The sequence below is a fragment of the Micropruina sp. genome (genome assembly GCF_047602085.1).
Classification (GTDB): domain Bacteria; phylum Actinomycetota; class Actinomycetes; order Propionibacteriales; family Propionibacteriaceae; genus Micropruina.
Genome location: NZ_JASGID010000007.1, coordinates 120,818 through 142,576 on the forward strand (window position 1 = coordinate 120,818; position 21,759 = coordinate 142,576).

The 21,759-nt window shown below is 69.0% G+C and carries 25 protein-coding genes; 18 read left to right on the top strand and 7 right to left on the bottom strand.

What is annotated here, in order from left to right:
* Nucleotides 1-91 precede the first annotated feature (91 nt).
* The gene (locus QM721_RS13065; protein ID WP_415122685.1) at nt 92-1,768 is read right to left on the bottom strand and encodes a glutamine--tRNA ligase/YqeY domain fusion protein; all 1,677 of its coding nucleotides are present in this window, start codon (nt 1,766-1,768) and stop codon (nt 92-94) included.
* Nucleotides 1,769-1,968: 200 nt separating this feature from the next.
* Between QM721_RS13065 and QM721_RS13070 the strand changes: the two genes are divergently transcribed.
* Both QM721_RS13070 and QM721_RS13075 read left to right on the top strand, forming a co-directional pair.
* Nucleotides 1,969-2,244 (top strand): hypothetical protein, encoded by a 276-nt coding sequence (locus QM721_RS13070; RefSeq protein ID WP_415122687.1) that lies wholly within the window; start codon nt 1,969-1,971, stop codon nt 2,242-2,244.
* Nucleotides 2,245-2,558: 314 nt separating this feature from the next.
* Complete coding sequence (locus QM721_RS13075) at nt 2,559-3,080, top strand: hypothetical protein (RefSeq protein WP_415122689.1); 522 nt, start codon at nt 2,559-2,561, stop codon at nt 3,078-3,080.
* Nucleotides 3,081-3,093: 13 nt separating this feature from the next.
* Here the strand turns inward: QM721_RS13075 and QM721_RS13080 are convergent, their stop codons facing one another.
* Nucleotides 3,094-4,836, bottom strand: coding sequence for a sensor histidine kinase (locus QM721_RS13080; protein ID WP_415122691.1), 1,743 nt, complete (start codon nt 4,834-4,836; stop codon nt 3,094-3,096).
* Complete coding sequence (locus QM721_RS13085) at nt 4,833-5,486, bottom strand: response regulator (protein ID WP_415122693.1); 654 nt, start codon at nt 5,484-5,486, stop codon at nt 4,833-4,835. The genes QM721_RS13080 and QM721_RS13085 overlap by 4 nt, the downstream gene beginning before the upstream one ends.
* Nucleotides 5,487-5,656: 170 nt before the next feature.
* On the opposite strand from QM721_RS13085, the gene QM721_RS13090 reads away from it, so the two are divergent.
* The 6 genes from QM721_RS13090 (at nt 5,657) to QM721_RS13115 (ending at nt 11,498) form a co-directional block, all read left to right on the top strand.
* Nucleotides 5,657-6,046, top strand: coding sequence for a hypothetical protein (locus QM721_RS13090; protein WP_415122695.1), 390 nt, complete (start codon nt 5,657-5,659; stop codon nt 6,044-6,046).
* A gap of 276 nt (nt 6,047-6,322) precedes the next feature.
* Nucleotides 6,323-7,714: a glutamate--tRNA ligase gene (gene gltX, locus QM721_RS13095; RefSeq protein WP_415123436.1), complete on the top strand. Its 1,392-nt coding sequence runs from the start codon at nt 6,323-6,325 to the stop codon at nt 7,712-7,714.
* Between the two features lie 13 nt (nt 7,715-7,727).
* Nucleotides 7,728-8,462: an SDR family NAD(P)-dependent oxidoreductase gene (locus QM721_RS13100; RefSeq protein WP_415122697.1), complete on the top strand. Its 735-nt coding sequence runs from the start codon at nt 7,728-7,730 to the stop codon at nt 8,460-8,462.
* On the top strand, nt 8,459-9,379 hold the full coding sequence (locus QM721_RS13105) for a sucrase ferredoxin (protein ID WP_415122699.1): 921 nt from the start codon (nt 8,459-8,461) through the stop codon (nt 9,377-9,379). The genes QM721_RS13100 and QM721_RS13105 overlap by 4 nt, the downstream gene beginning before the upstream one ends.
* A 144-nt stretch (nt 9,380-9,523) precedes the next feature.
* Nucleotides 9,524-10,711 (top strand): enterochelin esterase domain-containing protein, encoded by a 1,188-nt coding sequence (locus QM721_RS13110; RefSeq protein ID WP_415122701.1) that lies wholly within the window; start codon nt 9,524-9,526, stop codon nt 10,709-10,711.
* A 343-nt stretch (nt 10,712-11,054) separates the two neighbouring features.
* Nucleotides 11,055-11,498: an iron chaperone gene (locus QM721_RS13115; protein ID WP_415122703.1), complete on the top strand. Its 444-nt coding sequence runs from the start codon at nt 11,055-11,057 to the stop codon at nt 11,496-11,498.
* Nucleotides 11,499-11,695: 197 nt separating this feature from the next.
* On the opposite strand, the gene QM721_RS13120 is transcribed toward QM721_RS13115, so the two are convergent.
* Nucleotides 11,696-12,250: an isochorismatase family protein gene (locus tag QM721_RS13120; protein WP_415122705.1), complete on the bottom strand. Its 555-nt coding sequence runs from the start codon at nt 12,248-12,250 to the stop codon at nt 11,696-11,698.
* On the bottom strand, nt 12,247-13,593 hold the full coding sequence (locus QM721_RS13125) for a nicotinate phosphoribosyltransferase (RefSeq protein ID WP_415123438.1): 1,347 nt from the start codon (nt 13,591-13,593) through the stop codon (nt 12,247-12,249). Before QM721_RS13125 ends, QM721_RS13120 begins: the two co-directional genes overlap by 4 nt.
* Before the next feature lie 37 nt (nt 13,594-13,630).
* On the opposite strand from QM721_RS13125, the gene clpS reads away from it, so the two are divergent.
* From clpS to QM721_RS13155, 6 genes are all read left to right on the top strand, one after another.
* Nucleotides 13,631-13,945 carry an ATP-dependent Clp protease adapter ClpS gene (gene clpS, locus QM721_RS13130; RefSeq protein ID WP_415122707.1) on the top strand — a complete coding sequence of 105 codons (315 nt, stop codon included), beginning with the start codon at nt 13,631-13,633 and terminating at the stop codon, nt 13,943-13,945.
* Complete coding sequence (locus tag QM721_RS13135; RefSeq protein WP_415122709.1) at nt 13,942-14,289, top strand: DUF2017 family protein; 348 nt, start codon at nt 13,942-13,944, stop codon at nt 14,287-14,289. Before clpS ends, QM721_RS13135 begins: the two co-directional genes overlap by 4 nt.
* The gene (locus tag QM721_RS13140; RefSeq protein WP_415123440.1) at nt 14,234-14,500 is read left to right on the top strand and encodes a DUF2017 family protein; all 267 of its coding nucleotides are present in this window, start codon (nt 14,234-14,236) and stop codon (nt 14,498-14,500) included. The genes QM721_RS13135 and QM721_RS13140 overlap by 56 nt, the downstream gene beginning before the upstream one ends.
* Nucleotides 14,501-14,664: 164 nt before the next feature.
* Nucleotides 14,665-14,889: a FeoA domain-containing protein gene (locus QM721_RS13145; protein WP_415122711.1), complete on the top strand. Its 225-nt coding sequence runs from the start codon at nt 14,665-14,667 to the stop codon at nt 14,887-14,889.
* Entirely contained in the window at nt 14,889-16,835 is a 1,947-nt protein-coding gene (feoB, locus tag QM721_RS13150) for a ferrous iron transport protein B (RefSeq protein ID WP_415122713.1), read from the top strand. Before QM721_RS13145 ends, feoB begins: the two co-directional genes overlap by 1 nt.
* Nucleotides 16,832-17,047: a hypothetical protein gene (locus QM721_RS13155; RefSeq protein WP_415122715.1), complete on the top strand. Its 216-nt coding sequence runs from the start codon at nt 16,832-16,834 to the stop codon at nt 17,045-17,047. The genes feoB and QM721_RS13155 overlap by 4 nt, the downstream gene beginning before the upstream one ends.
* Here the strand turns inward: QM721_RS13155 and QM721_RS13160 are convergent.
* Nucleotides 17,025-17,867, bottom strand: coding sequence for a PhzF family phenazine biosynthesis protein (locus tag QM721_RS13160; RefSeq protein WP_415122717.1), 843 nt, complete (start codon nt 17,865-17,867; stop codon nt 17,025-17,027). The genes QM721_RS13155 and QM721_RS13160 overlap by 23 nt on opposite strands.
* Nucleotides 17,868-17,884: 17 nt before the next feature.
* Nucleotides 17,885-18,682, bottom strand: coding sequence for a glutamate racemase (gene murI / locus QM721_RS13165; protein WP_415122719.1), 798 nt, complete (start codon nt 18,680-18,682; stop codon nt 17,885-17,887).
* A 180-nt stretch (nt 18,683-18,862) separates the two neighbouring features.
* On the opposite strand from murI, the gene QM721_RS13170 reads away from it, so the two are divergent.
* From QM721_RS13170 to QM721_RS13185, 4 genes are read left to right on the top strand one after another with little or no spacing between them, the layout of a single operon-like run.
* Nucleotides 18,863-19,402: an OsmC family protein gene (locus QM721_RS13170; protein ID WP_415122721.1), complete on the top strand. Its 540-nt coding sequence runs from the start codon at nt 18,863-18,865 to the stop codon at nt 19,400-19,402.
* 32 nt (nt 19,403-19,434) lie between these two features.
* On the top strand, nt 19,435-20,160 hold the full coding sequence (rph, locus tag QM721_RS13175) for a ribonuclease PH (RefSeq protein ID WP_415122723.1): 726 nt from the start codon (nt 19,435-19,437) through the stop codon (nt 20,158-20,160).
* Nucleotides 20,161-20,206: 46 nt separating this feature from the next.
* Complete coding sequence (gene rdgB / locus QM721_RS13180) at nt 20,207-20,803, top strand: RdgB/HAM1 family non-canonical purine NTP pyrophosphatase (RefSeq protein ID WP_415122725.1); 597 nt, start codon at nt 20,207-20,209, stop codon at nt 20,801-20,803.
* Between the two features lie 2 nt (nt 20,804-20,805).
* Nucleotides 20,806-21,600 (top strand): thymidylate synthase, encoded by a 795-nt coding sequence (locus QM721_RS13185; RefSeq protein ID WP_415122727.1) that lies wholly within the window; start codon nt 20,806-20,808, stop codon nt 21,598-21,600.
* Nucleotides 21,601-21,759 lie beyond the last annotated feature (159 nt).

The following is a 21,759-nucleotide window of genomic DNA, read 5'->3' on the forward strand; positions in this document are numbered from 1 at the left end:
GCATCTCGCAGTAGAAGGCGGACTTCGCCACCACGTCCGCGACGGCGATCAGCGGCTGCGGCTTGCGGCTGCGGCTGCGGCTAGATCCTCGTCACGACTGGCTCTGCCGGCGCTGGATCGCGGCCCACTCGTCGCGGAGCCCGACCGTGCGGTGGAACAGCAGGGGCTCGCGCGGGTCGTGGGCGAAGTAGCCGAGTCGTTCGAACTGGACAACCTGGCCCGGTTCGGTCTGCTCCAGCGCTAGCTCGAACCGGCAGTCGGTGAGCACCTGCCGGGAGTCGGGGTTGAGATCGTCCAGAGGCTCTCCGGTGCGCTCGCCAGGCGCCGCGGCCGAGAACAACCGGTCGTACAGCGCCACGGTGCCGGGCAGGGCGTGGGCGGCGGACACCCAATGCATGGTCGACTTCACCTTGCGGCCGTCCGGCGCGTTGCCGCCTCGGGAGGCCGGATCGTAGATCGCGTTGACCTGCACGACGTTGCCGTCGGCGTCCCTCACCACGTCGGTGGCGGTGATCAGGTAGGCGCCGCGCAGCCGCACCTCGCGTCCGGGCGAAAGCCGGAAGAACTTCGGCGGCGGCACCTCGGCGAAGTCGTCGGCCTCGATCCACAGTTCGCCGCTGAATGCCACCGTGCGGACGCCGTCTGCGGGGTTCTCCGGGTTGTTGGCCACCTCGAAGTGCTCGACCTGCCCCTCGGGCCAGTTGGTCAGCACCAGCTTGAGCGGTTTGAGCACCGCCATCCGACGCTGTGCGGTCGCGTTCAGTTCGCGCCGGACGTACGATTCCAGCGCCTCGATGGACTGCCGGCTGTTGGTCCGGGTGGTGCCGATGTCGCGGCAGAAGGCCCGGATCGCCGAAGCCGGGTAACCGCGCCGGCGCAGCGCCCGCAGGGTCGGCATCCGCGGGTCGTCCCAGCCGTCGACCATGCCGGTATCGACCAGCGTCTTCAGCCGGCGCTTGGAGGTGACCGTGTGGGTGAACTCCAGCCTGGCGAATTCGATCTGCTTCGGCTGGTCGGCGGGTAGCGGCAGCTGCTCCAGGTACCAGTCGTAGAGCGCCCGGTGCGTGTCGAACTCCAGGGTGCAGATCGAATGCGTGACGCCCTCGATGGCATCGGACTGGCCGTGCGCCCAGTCGTAGGTGGGGTAGATGTCCCAGGCGTCGCCGGTGCGGTGGTGGTCGGCGTGCCGGATGCGGTACATCACCGGGTCGCGCAGCTGCATGTTCTCGTGCTGCATGTCGATCTTGGCGCGCAGCACGCGGGAGCCGTCCGGGAACTCGCCGGCGCGCATCCGGCGCAGCAGGTCGAGGTTCTGCTCGATGCTGCGGTTGCGGTATTCGCTCTCGATGCCCGGCTTGCCGAAGCCGCCGCGTTGCGCCGAGATCAACTCGATCGGCGAGTCGTCGACGTAGGCCTTGCCGTCCTGCACCAGCAACTCGGCCCACGCGTACAACTGCTCGAAGTAGTCCGAGGCATACAGCACGTTCGCCGGGGCGTAGCCGAGCCATTCGATGTCGGCCACGATCGAGTCGACGTACTCGGTCTCTTCGGTGTCGGGGTTGGTGTCGTCCAGCCGAAGGTTGCAGACGCCGCCGAAGTCCTCGGCGATGCCGAAGTCGACCACGATCGCCTTGGCGTGGCCGATGTGCAGGTAGCCGTTGGGCTCGGGTGGGAAGCGGGTCTGGACGCGTCCGCCGAAGCGGCCCTGCTCGTTGTCGCGCCGGACGATGTCGCGAATGAAGTCGTTGGCGGCGGGCGCGTCGGTCATGGGCGTAAACCTATCAACGCTGCCGGTGTGCGACGGGGCGATGGGGTCGGCCGAGACCGGGCATGGCCGTGCTGAAGCGCCCGCTTGCATTTAGTAGTCTCAGGGACTAATATAAAGATTGTTCCTTCCGGGGAACCCCACATAGCCGTGTAGAGCACGGTTTGTGCTCTGCATCCAGATGAGAATGAGGAGCACAGACGATGTCTGCCCTGCACACCAAGATCCGTACCTCCGACGCCGGGTCGCGTCCCTTCGCCTTGTCCGATGTTCGCGCCGGCCTGGTCGCTGACCCGGCCGCCACCGTGGCCGTCCTCGTCGCCTTGTGGATGCTGGTCTTCGTGTCCGCAGCGATCACCGTTGTCGGCGTCACCGCTCAGTCCTCGCTCCAGTTGATCGGCGGAGGGCTGGCGTCGGTCGTTCTGCTCGGAGCGTTGGTCTGGCTCGCCCCGGCGCTCGCCGAGCGGGACCGCCACTGACCCAGCGCGGTGCCCGCCAGCCGGGCGCTGCCGCATTCGGCCTAGAGATGCGCTGAGCAATGAGCCCACCGCTGCTTGAGTTTCTCGAAATCCCTAGTGAGAGCACCTCGTTTGAGGTCTCGACAAGCTCGGCCGAGGATTGATCAGCGTTTGCTGAAGCCGGCTCCGACAGGGGGCGACACTTTCGCAGTGTCGCCCCCTGTCGCATCCCGGTTGGGTGGTTCCCCGAAGCGGAACAGATTCACAGTGCGCGCCGGGACCGAGCCACAGGGATTGCACAGGCCCAACAGGTTCTCTGGTCACAGGAGGCACCCATGACCAGCTACCAGAACTACCCGCCCGCCGGTTCGGACGCCGTTGACCGTTACCGCTACTTGCTGCGGACGGCCCCGCCCGAACAGTTGGAGCAGGCGCATGCCGAGGCGTTCGCCCAGTTGTCGGCACAGGAACGTCGCGAGGTACTGGCTGCGCTGGCTCGAACCGACGAGGTGCCCACGGACGATTCCCCAGCCGCGTTAGCCCGCTCGGCGACCCGGCTCGAACTGCGGCAGCCGGGGGCAATGGAGCGCATCTTCGGGGCGCAGGGCAGTCAGAGTCGCACCATCTGGACCTCGCTTGCCGCCGGCTTCGCGGGTTCGGCCGTGTTCAATCTTTTGTTCGATCGCCCCGGTGGCCTGTTCGGCTTCGGTCGCGGGCTGTTTGGCGGGGGCCTGTTCGGGCCCGGTTGGGGTGGGCCGCCGATGGGCGGGCACGGCTTTGGCGGGCCGCCGATGGGCGGGCACGGCTTCGGCGGTATGGGTGGCCCGGGCGGGGGAGGCGGGCCTGGGGGCCCCTGACGGCCTGATCGGATCAGCGATCCGACGGCAGCGTCAGCCTGACCAGGCCATCGCCAGCCGCCAGTTCTCCGCCGGCGGCTTCGGCCCGCTCCCGCATGGAGTTCATACCGGCCCCGGGCACCCAGGCTCCACCGACCCCGGGGTCGCGGATCTCCATGCGCCAAGTGCGGCTCGCGTGGGTGAACCGGACCGTCGCCTGGTCGGCACCCGAGTGCCGGGCCACGTTGGTCAGGGCCTCGACCGCGATCCGGTAGGCGGCGGCCTCGCCGGCCGCAGTCAGGCCAGCGACCTCGCTCTCGCCCTCGAACCGGACGGCGATCGGTGCCCCGCCGGCGGCGCGCAAGCCGTTCGACCAGGTGCGCAGCGCCCCGACCAGGCCCAGTTCGTCCAGCGCAGGCGGGCGCAGCCCGTCCACGAGTTGCCGGACCTCGGCGATCGCGGCCGCGGCGTCCGCCCGCAGGTCGGCCAGCAGCCGGGCGGCGGCCGCCGGGTCGCGGGCCAGCAGATTGCCGGCGGCATCGGCGGTGAAGACCACCCCGGACAGCAGCGGTCCCACGCCGTCGTGCAGGTCCCTGCGCAACCTGCGCCGCTCGTCCTCGATGGCCGCCACCGCTTCGCCGCGCGACTGGGTGACCTGCTCGGCGAGCAACTGGGCGCGGACGGTGCTGGCCACCAGCGGCGCCACCAGCCCGATCGCGTCCCGGTCGGCCTTGGTCCAGGTGCGTTCGCCGGGACGCAGCCCGACGATCAGGCTGGCCGTCCGGTCCGGTTCGACGTCGAGCGTCATTTCCGTGCGGTGGGCGACTTCGTTTCCGCTGGTCAGCGGGGGCCGGCCGGCCACCTCCAGCCGCAGATAGGGCAGCGCCAAACCCTCCCGGACGAGGTGCAGCGCGTCCGTCAGGTCGTTGCCGACCAGCCCGGCGAATGACGCCAGCGCACTGATCGGGTCGGGACGGCCGCCGAACAGCATCCGCTTGAAAGTGCCGTACAGCCAGCGGCGAGTGGGGGCCACGCCCAGCGCCAGCAGGGCGCAGACCGTGACCACCGTGGACGTCCCCAGGGCCTGCCCGGTGAGCGCCTCGACTCCGAACACCAGGGTCGAGGCCGCGGCCAGGAAGCACAGCACCACGGCGAGGGTGACGGTGATCGTGGTGACCAGCCAGCGCACGTCGACCAACTCCGGCCGGAGCACGCCGATGGTCATCGCCACCGGGACCAGCACAGCCAGCAGGTAGCCGACCACCTCGACGATCACCCCGTCGCCGGACGGGGCGACCGCGCCGTAGCCGAAGCCGAACAGCCCGCCGGCGAGCAGCGCGAAGACGACCGCGGCAATCATCCACTGGGTGGCCGAGCGGTCGGCGGACGACGCCCGCTCGATCACCCACCAGGCGTGACCGATCAATACGAACGCGATCGCGATGCCGAGTCCGTCGGCCGACTCGGGACGCGCGAGCGCGACGGCCGCGCAGCCGGTGACGACGACCAGGACCGCCCCCGCCACCACCCGTGACCTGCCGGCAGCCAACCGTGGATAGCCGGCCAGCGCGATCGGGCCGATCGCCAGCCCGGCAACAGCCGTCAGATCGACCGGACCGCCCGTCGAGCGCAATGCCAGATCGGCGAGCAGCGCCACTCCGGACGCGGCGGTCGAGACACTCGTCAGGCGACCTGCGCCAACCCGCCAAAGCACCCAGCCCGCGGCCAGGCAGGTGACCGCACAGAGCGCGGCGGCGACGTGGACGGCGATTGTCATGGCCGTCCGAGACCCTCGTCGCGGGCCCGGATGATCGCCTGGTGCCGGCCGTCCACCGACAACTTGGCGAAGATCGACGACAGGTGGTTGGCGACCGTCTTCTGGGACAGGAAGAGCCGCTCGGCGATCGCGGCGTTGCGCAACCCGGCGGCCACCAGGTCGAGGATCTCGCGTTCCCTCGCGGTCAGTTCCGGGAACGGTTCGGGCTGTGCCGAGGCGGAGGCGGCCCCACTGAAGTGGTTGATCACCCGCAGCGCGACACCGGGGCTGAAGATCGCCTCGCCCGCGGCGACGGCACGAATCGCCCGGTCGATCTCCTGCTGTTCAGCGCCTTTGAGCAAGTAGCCCCGGGCGCCAGCGCGCATCGCGGCGAACACGGCGTCGTCCTCGTCGAGCATGGTCAGCATCAGCACGGCCACCGACGGGGCGGCGGACCGGATGGCCCGGGTGGCCTCGAGACCGTCCAGGCTGGGCATCCGGATGTCCATCAGCACCACGTCCGGCCTGGTCAACTGCACTTCGCGGACCCCCGCGATGCCGTCCGCGGCTTCGCCGACCACGGTGAAGCCGGGCAGCGACTCAAGCAGCGAGCGCAACCCGCGCCGGACAACCGGATGGTCGTCGACCAGCACCACACGGATCGGCTCCACAGCGGAATTCTGGCATCGTCCGCACCAGATGAAGAGGGAAGAACCTCCCATATCGGCCGGGAGGATCGTCGTCCACGATAGGGAGGGACGACCGATCCCCCGGGAGGCGTGTCGGCCGAATGATCGAGGTGCCGGCAATCGGGCCGGCAGCTCACAGCGGAGGTTCCGAAATGTCCACAACCACCACTACCCGCAGCCGGGCCACTTGGTCGATGGCTAACCGGGTCGGCCTCGTGCTGACCCTGATCCTGGGCTTGGGTAATGTCACCAGCGTCTTCTTTCCGACCCCGGACGGCGAGGTTGGTCCGCCGTTCGAGGTGCTTTTCGCGGACACCGTGCTGGCCGCTGTGGTCGTGATCGCGGTGATCGTCGCCTGGGTGCGCGGCAGCCGGCTCGCAGCGAGAATCGCCGCGGGCTGTGTGATCCTGATCGCGATCTCGGCGATGCCGGCCTTCTTCGTGGACGTTCCGCCCGCGATCAAGGCGCTGGTCGGTGCGATCACCCTGGTCACCGTGCTGGCCTGCGGGCTGATGCTGGCGCCGGCCAAGCGGAAGGCGTGAGCGGTGTGGGCGGGCCGTTGCCGGCACGTCGGCGGCAACGGCCCGTCCGCCGTTCCGTGGTGATTGACTTCGTCGAAATCTGCTCAGTTGGGTCTCGACAAGCGTCGCGACCGGCGGTGATTGAGCGGGTCGGAATCCACTCCTGCGGGTCTCACAGGCTGCACCGACGGTGCGGCGAACCGGTCACGATAGGCTGAACCGGTTATGACCCAGACTCCTGCCCGCCTGCGTGTCGCGCCCTCGCCCACCGGCGACCCACACGTCGGCACCGCCTACATGTCCCTGTTCAACAAGGCCTACGCGCAAGCCACCGGCGGCGCCTTCGTGCTGCGCATCGAAGACACCGACCGCGCGCGCTACGTCGCCGATTCCGAGCAGCAGATCTTCGACACGCTGCGCTGGCTCGGCTTCGACTGGGACGAGGGCCCGGACGTCGGCGGCCCGTACGCGCCCTACCGGCAGTCGGAGCGGCTGGACAGCTACCGTCCGTTCGTCGAGCAGTTGCTGGCCTCGGGTCACGCCTACCACTGCTGGTGCTCCACCGAGCGGCTGGCCGGGCTGCGGGAGCAGCAGCAGGCGGCCAAGGCGTCAGTGACCGGGTACGACCGGCTCTGCCTGGGCAAGACCCGCGACGAGCGGGCCGCGCTGCCCGGCTTCAGCGACACCCCGGTGGTGCGGATGCTGATCCCGGACGATGCGCCACTGAGCTTCACCGACGTGATCCGCGGCGAGGTGAACGCGCCGCGTCCGGACGACCAGGTAATCCTCAAGGCCGACGGGTTCCCGACTTACCACCTGGCCGTGGTCGTCGACGATCACCTGATGGGCATCACCCATGTGGTGCGCGGCGAGGAGTGGATCAGCTCCACCCCGAAGCACATCCTGCTGTACCGATTCCTGGGGCTGACCCCGCCGGCCTTCGCGCACATGCCGCTGCTGCGCAACACCGACAAGTCGAAGATTTCCAAGCGGAAGAACCCGGCGGCGCGGCTGGTCTGGTTCCGCGAGCAGGGCTACCTGCCGGAGGCGTTGCGCAACTTCCTGCAGCTACTCGCCTACCCGCCGGTGGGGGAGTCGGAGGTGGCCACCTTCGACGAGTTCGTGGCGGCGTTCGACTGGGCCAAGGTGAGTGCCGTCGGCCCGATCTTCGACCTGACCAAGCTGAACTGGCTGAACGGCGAATACATCCGTGCGCTGACCCCGGACGCGCTGGCCGACCGGATCGTCGAACATCTGGAATTCACCGGCGAGTGGGCGACCGCAAACCCGGCGGACGTGGAGTTGTTGCGCCGAGCCACCCCGCTGATTCAGGAGCGGCTCACGGTGCTCTCCGAGGCGCTGCCCAAGCTGGCGTTCCTGTTCACCGGTGACGTCGACCTGGTGGTTGCCGACGACGCCCGGGCCCAGCTCGGCGACGACGCCGGCCCGGTGCTGGACGCGTCCATCGCCGCCCTGGCAATCGTGGAGCCTTTCTCTGCCGATCAGATTCAGGCGGCGCTGCGGGCCGCGCTGGTCGACGGTCTGGGGATCAAGCCACGATTCGCGTTCGGCCCGGTGCGGGTGGGCGTCACCGGTTCACGAGTGTCGCCGCCGCTGTTCGAGTCGATGGAACTGCTCGGCCGCGAGTCCACCCTGAGCCGCCTTCGAGACCTGCGGTCGACGCTGTGAGGGGTGCGGCTCGATGACCGGTTCACCGACGAGCGTGGTCGCGATCTTCGGGGGACGATCCGAGATCGGTCTGGAGATTGCCACCCGACTGGCCGCCGGGAATGTGGTGGTGCTGGCCTCCCGTCCAGGCGGCGAGCTGCCCGACGTTCCGGACGCCGAGAAGGTGTTGCACGTCGACTTCGACGCCGACGATGTCGGCAGCCATGCCGCGGTAGTCAAGGCGATCGAGGCCGACGCCGGGCCGATCGACATCGCCGTGCTCACCTTCGGCGTCCTCGGCAACCAGAGGCTGGCCGAGGCCGATCCGGCCGAGGTGGTGCGCATCGTGCACACCGACTTCACCGCCCAGGCGTCCCTACTGACCGTGCTGGCCAATCAGATGCGCGAGCGTCGAACCGGCACCCTGGTGGCCTTCTCGTCGGTCGCCGGGCAGCGGGTGCGGCGTCCCAACTACGTCTACGGCTCGGCCAAGGCTGGTCTGGACGGCTTCGCCTCGGGACTGGCGGACGCCCTGCACGGCTCGGGCGTCGATCTGGTGATCGCCCGTCCCGGCTTCGTGATCGGGCGGATGACCGAAGGTATGTCACCCGCGCCGTTCTCATCGACCCCGGGGCAGGTGGCCGAAGCGGTCGTGCGCCGCATCACCGACGGCGGGCCGGTGGAACTGTGGATTCCCTGGCAACTGCGGGCAATGTTCTTCGTTGCTCGGTTCGTGCCCCGCGCAATCTGGCGGCGGATGCCTCGATGACCTGCTCGGTCGCCTGGGACGACGCCGGGCTGCCCGCCTGGGGCACCGCACCCCGGTCGGACTTCTGGGTGGCGGTCGAACAGAACGGCCCCTGGGGTGCCCGGGCGTTCACCCAATCGCGACTCGACCAGGCGACCGGCGCGGCGATTGAGGCCGAGGTGCTGGCCGCCGGCGGTCGCCCGCTGCTGATTCGGCGTCCGGCCAGCCATGCCGATCACGCCGATCACCCACGGCGGCGGGTGTACGTCGCCGGCGGACTGGCCGGGACGCCCTGGCTGCTGACCGGGTCGGTTGCCGAGCCCGAAGTGGTGCTCGCGCTGCCGTTCGATCAGCTCGCCGAGGCCGACCCGGACGCGTTGGCCGGCGCGATCGACTGGTTGGAAAGGCTCGACGAGGGAGTGCTGCTGGTCTGCGCCAACGCCAAGCGCGACCTGTGCTGCGCGGTGCGCGGGCGTCCGATCGCCCTGGAGGCGGATCGGGCGGCGCCCGGCCGGGTTTGGGAGTGCACCCACACCGGCGGGCACCGGTTCGCACCCACGGGGCTGGTGCTGCCGTCAGGGCAGTCGCTGGCCCGGCTGACACCCGATGTCGCACTCGCCGCGCTGCGTGCCGCAGACGCCGGGCTGCTGGCGTCCGAGACGTTCGGGCCGTGGCACGACCGTGGGCGCGGCCACCTGGAGCCGGTCTGCGCGGTCGCCGAGGCGTACGTCCGGGAACTCATCGGCGAGGCCGACCCGTCGGCGCTGCTCGTCGAGGAGGCCGGATCGAACGACGTTGAGGTGACCCACCGCGACGGCCGAGCTTGGCGCTTGTGGCTCGCCCAGCAGGAGCACCCCGAGCACCTGCCCGAGTCGTGCGGCAAGGCCGCCCTGACCGCCCGCCCCTGGACAGTCGAACGGGTCGAGACCGGCCCCTAGAGGCCAACCTGATTCTGCTGGTGTCGGCTTCAGACTTCCGGGTTTCAACGTCGTTTCAGTGGTTTGAACCTTGGCAAGGACGCGAAAACGCGGAAACGTCGACGGGCCAGACCGGGGAGGGAATGGGTGGCTAGCGTAATGCCTATGCGTGAGGGGGATCTGCGGTTGCCGGCGACTCCGCTGGCGGAGCTGGGCCCGCTGCAATTCGAGCCGTCCTGGCTGGCCGGTCTGACCGATTCCGACAAGGCCGGACGCTGGTGGCGGCAGCAGCGCACCATGCCGGTCGTGGGCGACCTGGTCGAGGTGGCGGGAGTGCGGCTGCAGCAGGTCTCGTTCTGCGCCTGGTCGGCTGAGGATCAGGTGCTGCTGCACCTGAACGGTTTCACCGATGCACACCGCACCGACATCAGGCCGGCGCTGCTGCAACCAGTGGCCGGGTCGGCGCTGCGGGTGCTCAGCTACCTGCTGCCGGTGTCTGGGCGCTACTCCTACCGGTTGCTGCGGCGCCGGTACCTGCCGCACGACCTGGGCCGAGAGCGTTCCGACTGGTTGGGTGTGCATCTTGACGGACGGGCCGACCCGCTGAACCCGGTGCTGCTACCCGGGGGCGGGCAGCGTCCGGACTCCTCGGTGTGGGTGGGGTGCGAGGCTCCGGCGTTTCCTCCGATCGTGGCGGAGCCGCAGTGGTGGCACGACGACCTGCCGGACGGGCGCCGGGTCGCCTGGCATCACGAACCCGGCGCCGAGCACACCCTGGTGCTGTTCGACGGGGAGCGCTGGGAACATCATGATCCGCGGGTCTTGCCGGGGCTGGGCAGGGTGAACCTGATTCTGATTCCGGCGGGGCAAAGTGAGCAGCGCTCAGCCGACCTCACCGACATCGGCCGGGCGGCAGAGCTGGTGGGTGCCGCTCTGTCCGTGCTGGCCCGGCGGCGACCCGAGTCGGATCAGGCGCTGAGGGCGGAGCGGGTGATCGTCGCGGGCCAGTCGTTCGGTGGTCTTGCAGCCGCGGGAGTGGCTGTGTGGCGCCCTGATCTGGTGGGTGCAGCGATCGTGCAGTCGGGTTCGTTCTGGTATCGCAAAGGGGTGCCGTGGGGCTTCGCCGAACCCGGTGAGCTCACCGAGTCGCTGGCGCGTTCGCCTGGCGCGCTGACCCGGCTGGCGCTGCAGGTGGGCAGTGAAGAGGCAGATTTGCGGCAACAGGCACGGTGGTTCACCGAGGCTGCCCGGGCGGCCGGGCATCGCGTCGACTACCGCGAGTACCGCGGCGGGCATGACTACGCCTGGTGGTTCCCGGCCCTCGCCGAGGGCCTTGATGTGCTGCTGGGTTGAAGTTATCAAGCGGAGAAGTGGCGTCCGGGGCTCCGGTTATAGAGTCGCCGCCATGACCGCAGTACTGCCGCAATTCAGCGAGGGAAACGCTGATCAATGCGCCTACCGGTTGGTTGAGCTTGTCGAAACCCCTAGTGAGAGCACTTCGTTCGAGGTCTCGACAAGCTCGACCAGCGAAAGATCAGCGCTTCCCTAGGGCTGAGCGGTGTGCCTGGCTGGGCTGTCGGCGCGGCCGGGGTGGCGGCCTGGCGCCCGCAGACCAGCCGCAGAGCGTCCGGCACCTGTTCACCGTCCGGCTAGGCCGGGTGGTCACGACCGCGTCAACCAACGAAAGGATTCACCTATGAGCAGATCTGGCAACGACGGAGCCGGCCTTTCGGCCGAAGAGCAGGCGGCCCTGAAAGAGACCGTCGCCGAACGCCGGCGCACCCAGCAGCGCGGCGGCAACAAGAAGGCGGGCGAGCTGCAGGACTGCCTCGACAAGATCGCCGCACTTCCCGACCCCGATCGGGTGATTGCCGAACGGATTCACCGGATCGTCACCGAGGCAGCCCCCGAGCTCGATCCGAAGACGTGGTACGGCATGCCTGCCTATTCTCGCGACGGAAAGGTGCTGTGCTTCTTCCAGCCCGCGAGCAAGTTCAACGCCCGTTACGCAACGTTTGGCTTCAACGACGGCGCCAACATTGACGAGGGCACCATGTGGCCGGCGTCGTGGGCGATCATGGCGCTGACCGACGACGACGTGGCGAAGCTGACCGAGCTCGTCCGGCGTGCTGTGAGTTGAGATCGGCGACGGGTCTCGTTGGTTCAGGGGACGGTTCTGTTTGGTTCACAAAACCGCCCTTGAACTGGGTGGAACCGTCGCTTGAACTGGTTGGAACCGTTCCCTGAACCAAACGGAACCGTCCCTTGAACCAAACCGGAACCGTCCCTTGAACCAAACGGAACCGTCCCTTGAACTGGGTGGAACCGTCCCCTGAATCACACGACCTGGACGCCGGCCGCTCTCAAGTCGCTCACCACTGCCGGCACGTTCGCCGGCGCCACCGCGGCGGTCAGGTCGAGCAGCACCGTGACGGCGAAGCCCTCATGCGCGGCGTCCAGGGCTGTGGCCTTGACGCAGTAGTCGGTGGCGATGCCGCACACCTCGACCTCGGACGCCCCATGCTCGCGCAACCAGCCGGCCAGGGTGTCGCCGGTAGCGTCGGCGCCCTCGAAGCCCGAATAGGCAGCGGCGTATTCGCCCTTGTCGAAGACCGCCTCGAAGCGCGGCGCCACGATCAGGTCGGGGTGAAAGTCAGCGCCGGACGTCCCCGCCACACAGTGCGGCGGCCACGAGTCCACGTAGTCGGGGGCGGCCGAGAAGTGCGCGCCCGGGTCGATGTGATGGTCGCGGGTCGCCACCACGTGGTCGTACCCGCCGGTCTCGACCGCCGCCGAGATCGCCGACGCCGTCGCGGCACCGCCGGCCACGGCCAGCGACCCGCCCTCGCAGAAGTCGTTCTGCACGTCGACGACGATCAAGACCCGGCTCATGCCTCGCTCCTGGCGTAGGGGTTGTCGGTGGTGGCTCCGTGCTCGTCGAGCAGCAGGGTGGGAATCGCCGCCTCGCCCTTCGACATCTTCAGCGCCGACAGCGGCAACTCGGCGCGCGACCGGGCGTGCCGCTGCTGGGCCACACTGAGCGGCTCGGCGCCCACGATCGCTCCGTTGCGCACGAGTTCGACCAGGAGCGGACGGTCGTTGGGGTCGCCATTGGGCGGCGCGCCGATGCCGATCACCTCGGCTTCGGCCTTGCCTCGGGCGTCCAGCCGGCGCAGCGCGTACTTTCGGCCGCCGATGCTGGTCTTGTTCAGGCTCTTCTTTGCCACCGGCAGCAGCGGGGCGTCCGGCTCGTCGGTGTCGGAGCGCGCCACGAGCTTGTAGACGAAGCCGCAGGTGGGGGCGCCCGACCCGGTGACCAGTGAGGTGCCCACGCCGAAGCCGTCCACGGGGGCGCCGCGCAGGGCGGCGATCTGCCACTCGTCGAGGTCGGAGGTGACCATGATGCGGGTCTTGGTCGCGCCAAGTGAATCGAGCAGCGCCCGCACCTCGCCGGCCAATTCGGCCAGGTCACCCGAGTCGAGCCGGATCGCCCCGAGTGTGCCCTGGGTCAGCTCCACACCGGTGCGCACCGCGGTCTCGATGTCGTAGGTGTCGACCAGCAGGGTTGTCGACTCGCCCAGCGCGGCAAGTTGCGCCTCGAACGCCGCCCGCTCACAGGAGTGCAACAGAGTGAAGCTGTGCGCGGCGGTGCCTCGGGTGGGCACGCCGTAGCGGCGTCCGGCCTCAAGGTTCGAGGTGGCCGAGAAGCCCGCCACATAGGCGGCCCGGGCGGCGGCGACGGCAGCGATCTCGTTGGTGCGGCGCGAGCCCATCTCGATGCACGAACGATCGCCGGCCATCGCCGTCATGCGGGAGGCGGCCGACGCCACCGCTGAGTCGTAGTTGTAGATGCTCAGCAGTACCGTTTCGAGAATTACCGCCTCGGCGAACGACCCCTCGACGATCATCAGCGGCGACCCCGGAAAATACACCTCGCCTTCGGGGTAGCCCCAGATGCTGCCGCCGAACCGATAGCCGGCCAGCCAGTCGGCCAGCGGCTGGTCGACCACGTCGTGCCGCAGCAGCCAGTCGACGGTCGGCTCGTCGAAGGTGAACGCCTCGATCGCCTCCAACGCCCGGCCCACGCCGGCGACCACGCCATAGCGGCGTCCGGTGGGCAGCCGGCGCGGGAACAGTTCGAACACCGAGCGACGAAACGCCGTACCCGAACCCATCGCCGCGCGAACCATGGTCAGCTCGTAATGGTCGGTCAACAACGCGGTGGAGTTGAGCATGGGCGTCAGCGTAACGCCGTCTGCCACAATGCCGTTCATGTCGTTCACCACCGGTCAGCCGGCCACACCCGAGGGCGGGACGGTGTTGGCGGAGCGGCCGCAGCAGGCACCGATCGAGCTGGTCACCTGGGTCACCATCGTGTGGGACGACCCGGTGAACCTGATGAGCTACGTCACCCACGTCTTCGTGACCTACTTCGGCTATTCGAAGTCGAAGGCCAATAAGCTGATGCTGCTGGTGCACAACGAGGGCAAGGCCGTGGTCTCGTCCGGCACTCGCGAGGCGATGGAGACCGACGTGAACGCCATGCACTCCTACGGCCTGTGGGCCAGCCTGGAGCGCGCCGAATGAGCCGGTTCAAGAAGTCGGGCAGCCAACTACTGATCACCCTGGCCGACTATGAAGAAGCCGTGCTCGAATCGCTGGTCGAGCAGTTGATCGGCCTGCTCGAGGGTGAAGATGTGCGAAGCGCCCCCGATGATCAGTTCGCCCGTTGGGAGGCCGAGATGGCCGAGCCGGACGGCCTCGATACCAGCGATCCGGTGATCGCCCGGTTGTTTCCGTCCGCCTACCGCAACGACCCAGGGGCCGAGCAGGAGTTTCCGCAGGTTCACCGAGACCGCGCAGCGCCGCACCAAGATCGAACAGGCGCAGGTCGTGCTCAGCGCTCTGATCGAGACCAATGCCGGCCGTGACCCGGTGGTGGTGCGCAGCGTCGATTTGGAGGCGTGGCTCAAAACCATCGCCGCGATCAGGCTGACCCTGTCTGTGCGCCTCGGCATCGAGACCGCCGACGACATCGACGCCCTCGAGCGACTCGACAAACACGAGCCGCGGGCTGTGTTGTACGGCATGTACGAGTGGCTGGGGTACTTTCTCGAAAGCCTCATTGACAAGGCGCATTGAGTCGACGGCTCGAATGTGCAGCGCTCGTGCGACCGGGCGAGTTTGAGATGAAGTCCACGATGTGATCGTTGGCGTGTTAGCCATCGGGAGGATTTGCCGGTTCGCCGGCGGGCGCCTCGATGGCTTCTTAGGCTAGGCATAGCTCACTCGAAGCGAGGTCAGTTATGCGAACCGTCACGCTGGCGAATGCCCCCTTGGCGACACCACTCACGCTGTGTGCGGTTCCCACCGAACTGCGCCACCAACTCAGCCGCCTCGGCCTGCGCCCGGGGGCCGGGTTCGCCGTCGTCCGGCGCAGCACGGGGGGTGGCCGGATCGTCTCGGTGTCCGGCGCCCGGGTGGCGATCGGCCGGCCGGTGCTCGCCCGGCTCGAGGCAGAGGTGGTCTGATGGCAACCGACGCGCCCACCGCGAATAAGCCCGCCGGGCTGGTCACCTGCCACTGTGCTGTCGCCAACACCAGCGCTGGGGCCGGGGCGCCGGTGGTGGCGTTGATCGGCGCACCGAATTCGGGCAAGTCGACTCTGTTCAATGCGTTGACCGGAGCCCGGATCACCGTCGGCAATTGGCCCGGCACCACGGTCGAGGTTTCTCGTGGCGCGTGGTCGGGGCGCACTCTGCTCGACCTGCCCGGTGCCTATTCGCTCGATCCGCTCTCGCCGGACGAGGAACTGACCCGCGACCTGCTGATTGCTGATCCGGACGACCGGCCCGACCTGGTGATCGTGTTGGCCGACGCCGCCCACCTGGCCCGCAGCTTGTATCTGGTCAGCCAGGTGCGCGAGAACCGGCAGCGGGTGATCGTTGCGCTGACCATGCTCGACGTGGCGGCCCGGCATGGAATCGCCATCGATGCCGTGGCGCTGAGTGCTTCGCTGGGTTGCCCCGTGCTGGCTCTCGATCCGCGCCGCCGGGCTGGCCTGCCACAACTGGATGCCGCGGTTGCGGCGGCTTTGGGTGAGCCTGAGCCCAGGCGGCGCAGGCACGACTGCTGCGCCGATGAACTGGCCAAGGCCGATGAGCGCTTCACCTGGGTGGCCGACGCGGTGCAGGCCGGCTCCGACGATTCGGGCCAGGAGCGGCAGACCCTGTCGGATCGGATCGACCGGGTTGCCACCGCACGGGTGCTTGGCCCGCTGCTGTTTCTGGGCGTGATGTGGCTGGTCTTTCAGATCACCACCACAGTCGCCGCCCCGATGCAGGACTTCTTCGACTCGCTGTTCTCGGGCCCGGTCACCGACGCCGCATTGGCTGGGTTCACGGCGGTCGGGCTGCAGGGCTCCTGGGTCGAGGGCCTGGTGGTCAACGGGCTGATCGCGGGTGTCGGCATGGTGTTGACCTTCGTTCCGCTGATGGCGCTGATGTTCGTGTTGCTGGCGATACTCGAAGACTCGGGCTATCTGGCGCGGGCCGCGGTGGTGACCGACCGGTTGATGCGGGCCATCGGGCTGCCTGGCAAGGCATTCCTGCCCCTGGTGGTGGGCTTCGGCTGCAACGTTCCGGCGATTAGTGCCACCCGCATTCTGAGCGACAGCCGGCAGCGACTGCTCACCGCGCTGTTGGTGCCCTTCACCTCCTGCACCGCGCGGCTGACGGTATTCGTGCTGCTCGGAACGGTGTTCTTCGGGCAGTGGGCGGGCACCGTCGTGTTCGCCATGTACGTCGCCTCGATTCTGCTGGTGGTCGGCGTCGGGCTGCTGCTGCGCCGCACCCTGTGGCGCGCGATGGGTGCCGAACCGCTGGTGATCGACCTGCCGCCCTATCAGCTGCCGACCCTGCGGCTCACCGCCAGCGTCGCCTGGACGCGGCTGGCCGGCTTCCTGCGCACGGCGTCCGGGATCATCGTGGTGACCGTCTGCGCGGTGTGGCTGCTGCAGTCGGTGCCGGCGCACGGCACTGCCGCCTTCGGTGAGGTCGCGGTGGAGGATTCGGTCTACGGGGCGGCGGCCCAGGCCATCACCCCGGTGTTCGCCCCGGCCGGCTTCGCCCAGTGGCAGACCACCTCGGCGCTGGTGGTCGGTTTCGTCGCCAAGGAGGCGGTGATCTCGTCCTGGGCGCAGACCTACGCGCTGGAGGAGCCCGAAGAGGGCGCCGATCCGGGTTCGCTGGGGGAGCGGATCATGGCCGACTTCACCGAGTCGTCGGGTGGTCACCCGATTCCGGCCGCGCTGGCTTTCATGATCTTCTTGCTGGCCTACACGCCCTGCGTGGCGACCCTGGCTGCCCAATGGCGCGAGATCGGTGGACGCTGGACGGTCTTTGGCATCGCGATCCAACTGGCCGCGGCCTGGGGCCTGGCCGTGCTGGTCTTCCAGGTCGGGAGCCTGTGGTGGTGACCGGGCCGGTGACGGCCGTGCTGGACGCCCTGAACGACGGCGCCGGCTCACTGGCCGAGGTGCGGCGCCGGACCGGCCTGCGGGCCGACGTGGTGCGGGCCGCGGCCGACCACCTGGTGCGAACCGGGCGTGTACAGCAGTGCCCGCTTGCCCTGGGCTGCCCACCTGACGGCTGTGGAGGGTGTTCGCTCAAAGGTCGATCGTGCCGGTGATGGCGACCCGGGTGCGCCCTCCGACCCAGACGCCTTCGGGGTCTTGGCTGATCTGGACGCGGCCGTGCCGGCCGAGCGCGGTGCCCTGGCTGGCCAGGTAGGGAGCCTCGGCCCGTCCGGTGCCGAGCAGCCATTGTGCGGCGGCGGCGTTCAGGCTGCCGGTCACCGGGTCTTCCCGCAAGGGGCCGTCGTCGCCGCGAAAGAACGCGCGCAGTTCGAAGCTCGTCTCCGCGCCGGCCGGGCTCGGCCCGATCACGCCGATGTCCCAGCGTCCGGGGTGCGCGGCGGCGTCCGGCCGGAGGGCGAGCACCGTCTCGGCATGGTCGAGCAGAACCCCGACCCAGCCGGGCCCGTTGTCGAGCCATTCGGCGTCCACCACCCGTGCGGGGTCGACGCCCAGAATGTCGATCACCTCGGCCAGGTAGGCGGCATCCACCGGGCCGGAGCGCAGCAGGTCGGGAGCGGCGAACGAGAGCAGTTGGTCATCGATCCGCACCGGCACCAGGCCGGCGCCGCACTCCTGCACGACCAGGCCCGGCTGGGCCGGAACGCCGCCGGCGTCGAGCCAGGCCCGGGCGGTGCCCAGGGTGGGGTGTCCGGCGAACGGAAGTTCGGTGCTGAGGCTGAAGATGCGCACCCGATAGTCGGCCCCAGGCGCGACCGGCGGCAGCACGAAGGTGCACTCCGACAGGTTCGACCAGACTGAGAACCTTTTGAGCGTGGCGGTGTCGAGCCCTTCGGCGTCCAGTACCACCGCGACGGGATTGCCGCTGTACGGGCCGGAGCCGAAGACGTCGATCTGTCGGAAGGGTCGTGCCATGTGGTCCTCCTGTGCCTTCACCAGATGGCCCCGACCTCGTTGACGAAGCCGCCCATCAGCCGGCTGCCGATGCCCTGGAACCGCTCGGGGTTGCCCGTGGTCAGAAACTCCCGCGTGGCCTGCCGGGGCGCGTGGTGCAGCAGGCCGAGTTCGTTAAGGGTGGTCCAGGTCGATTTGGCGCATTCCTCGGCCGACGACACCAGCGTGACCGAGTCACCGAGCACGTAGTTGATCACCCCGGTGAGCAGCGGGTAGTGGGTGCAGCCTAGAATCAGGGTGTCGACGCCGGCCAGCCGCAGTGGCTCCAGGTAGTCGTGGGCGAGCGCCTCCAGGTCGGGCCCGCCGGTGACCCCGGCCTCGACGAAGTCGACGAACATCGGGCATGGTGAGGTGAACAACTCCACGTCGGGCACCGCCGCCAGCGCGTCGTCGTAGGAGCGGGAGTACGCGGTGGCCGTGGTGCAGATCACGCCGATGCGTCCGTTGCGACTGACCCGCACGGCCCGCCGGGCGGCGGGCAGAATCACGTCGACGATCGGCACCGAGTAGCGTTCGCGGGCGTCGCGCAGCACCGCCGACGACGCCGAATTGCAGGCGATCACCAGGGCTTTCACGTCGCGCTCGACCAGCCGGTCGAGGCATTCCAGGGCGAACTCGCGCACCTCGGGCAGGCTCTTGGTGCCGTAGGGCGCGCGGGCTGTGTCGCCCAGGTAGACGACATCCTCGTTGGGCATCTGGTCGACCACCGAGCGGGCCACAGTGAGGCCGCCGAACCCCGAGTCAAAGATGCCGATCGGCCCGGAGGTGTCGCTCACCCTCCCGACTCTAGTGGCCGCCGTCCCCGCCGTCCGCCGTCCGCCGTCCCCGCCGTCCGCCGTCCGACGGACACCGTCCGACATTGCGCAGCTTGTGGCTCATTGCGCGGGGTGGACCATGCGCAATGAGCCGTACCCTGCGCAACGTCAGCGCATGGGAGGTGTGCCAGGCTGGGTGGGGTGAGCGACGACCGTCTTTACCGGGTGAGCACCACATGGCGGGGCAACCGCGGCAGCGGAACGTCCGGGTACCGCGACTACGACCGGGCGGTCGAGGTCGAGGTGGCCGGCAAACCGGTGCTGCTCGGGTCGGCCGACAAGCCCTTTCGCGGCGATCCGGGCCGCTGGAACCCCGAGGACCTGCTGCTGGCGGCACTCTCGCAGTGCCACCTGCTCTCGTACCTGCATGCCTGCGTGCTGCGCGGGGTGGTGGTGACCGACTACGCCGACCAGGCGTCCGGGGTGATGGCGGTGCAGGGCAACGGCGGCCGGTTTCGCGAGGTCGTACTTCGTCCGTGGGTCACCGTCGCCGAGGCGTCCATGGTCGATCCGGCCGACGGACACCGTCCGACATTGCGCAGCTTGTGGCTCATTGCGCAGGGTGCAACCTGCGCAATGAGCCATACCCTGCGCAACGTCAGCGCACCGGACGGTGGTCCGGACGGCTGGGGGCACGGGGGAGGGGGGATCGGGTCGAGCGGCCGACCAGGCCGGCTTTGACACCGCCTCGATCGGCGGGTGGGATGGGTGCCATGACCTACACCCGCGTCGACGGCCGTGCCGCCGACCAACTGCGCCCCGTCTCGATCACCCGCAACTGGCTCGACCACGCCGAGGGGTCGGTGCTGGTCGAGTTCGGACGCACCCGGGTGCTGGTCGCCGCATCGGTCACCCAGGGTGTGCCCCGGTGGCGCAAGGGTTCGGGGCTCGGCTGGGTGACCAGCGAGTACGCCATGCTGCCGCGGGCCACGAACAGCCGCAGCGACCGCGAGTCGGTGAAGGGCCGGATCGGTGGCCGCACCCACGAGATCTCGCGGCTGATCGGACGCTCGTTGCGGGCCGTGATCGACTACCGGGCGCTGGGCGAGAACACCATCGTGCTCGACTGCGACGTGCTGCAGGCCGACGGCGGCACCCGCACGGCCTCGATCACCGGCGCCTACGTCGCGCTGGCCGACGCCGTCGACTGGCTGCGTCAGCGCAAAGCACTGGCCGGCGAGCCGCTGACTGGTTCGGTGGCCGCGGTCTCGGTGGGGGTGATCGACGGCACGGCGCTGCTCGACCTGCCCTACGTGGAGGACTCCGCCGCCGAGGTCGACCTGAACATCGTCACCGACGGCACCGGCCGGTTCATCGAGGTGCAGGGCACGGCCGAGGGCCAGCCGTTCGACCGGACGATGCTCAACGCCCTGCTCGACCTGGGGGTGGCCGGCACCGCCGAGCTGACCAGGCTGCAGGCCGAAGCACTCGCCCGATGAACACCCGCGCGGACGGCCCCGGGTGCGGTGTGCCGAGGCTGACCCGATGAAACTGCTGCTGGCAACGCACAACGCCAAGAAGCTCGGCGAGCTGCGCCGGGTGGTCACCGATCAGCAACTGCCCTACGAGGTGCTGGGCCTCGACGAGCTGCCCGCCTACCCCGAACCGGCCGAGAACGAGCGCACCTTCGAGGGCAATGCGCTGATCAAGTCGCGAGCCTGCGCCGCAGCTACCGGGTTGCCCGCACTGGCCGACGATTCCGGCATCGAGGTCGACCTGCTGAACAACATGCCCGGGGTGCGCTCGGCCCGCTGGGCCGGCCCCGGGGCGTCCGACCAGGCCAATCTCGACCTGCTGATCGCCCAACTGGCCGACACCGCCGAAGCCGACCGCACCGCGCGGTTCGTCTGTGCCGTCGCCTACACCCACCCCGACGGCACCGAGCACGTGCTGCGCGCCACGATGGAGGGCCACCTCGTGTCGACCCCCAGAGGAGCCAACGGGTTCGGGTACGATCCGATCTTCGTGGCCGAGGGAAACACGCGCACCAACGCCGAACTCACCCCGGCCGAGAAGGACGCGATCAGTCACCGGGGCAGGGCCGTCCGGGCCATGCTGCAGTGGTTGGTCAGAAGGGGCTAGTCGTGCAGCAGTACCTCAACCTGTTACGGCTGGTGCGCGACACCGGCGTCGAGAAGGGTGACCGCACCGGCACCGGCACCCGCAGCGTGTTCGGCCACCAGATGCGGTTCGACCTGCGCCAGGGCTTCCCGCTGGTGACCACCAAGAAGGTGCACACCCGCAGCGTCTTCGGCGAGTTGCTCTGGTTTCTGCGCGGCCAGACCAATGTCGGCTGGCTGCACGACAACGGAATCACGATCTGGGACGAGTGGGCCGATGCCGCCGGCGAACTCGGCCCGATCTACGGCTACCAGTGGCGCTCGTGGCCGGCGCCGGAAGGCCGGCACATCGACCAGTTGGCCGCCGTGATCGACGCGATCCGGACCAACCCCGACTCGCGTCGGCACATCGTGTCGGCCTGGAACGTGGCCGATCTGGGCGAGATGGCGCTGCCGCCGTGCCATGCCCTCTTTCAGTTCTACGTGGCCGACGGACGGCTGTCGTGTCAGCTCTACCAACGCTCGGCCGACATCTTCTTGGGTGTGCCGTTCAATATCGCCTCCTACGCCCTGCTCACCCACATGGTGGCCCAGGTGACCGGACTGGGCGTGGGTGACTTCGTGCACACGCTGGGCGACGCGCACCTGTACCTGAACCACCTCGACCAGGCCGATATTCAACTGGCCCGCGAACCCCGCCCGCTGCCGACTCTGCGGCTGAACCCGGCCGTGACCGGCATCGACGCTTTCGAATTGGCCGACATTGAGGTGCTGAACTACGACCCGCACCCCGGCATCAGGGCTCCGATCGCGATCTAGGAAGATGCTGATCAATGCAACCACCGCCGGCTGAGTTCATCGAAACACCTTGTCGCAGCGGTATAGCTGAGGTTCCGACGAGCTTGGCCAGCGAAGAGCAGCTCGTCCCTTCGAAGGCGCTGATCAACAAATGAGCAGCTGGGTGCGCTCATCGAAACC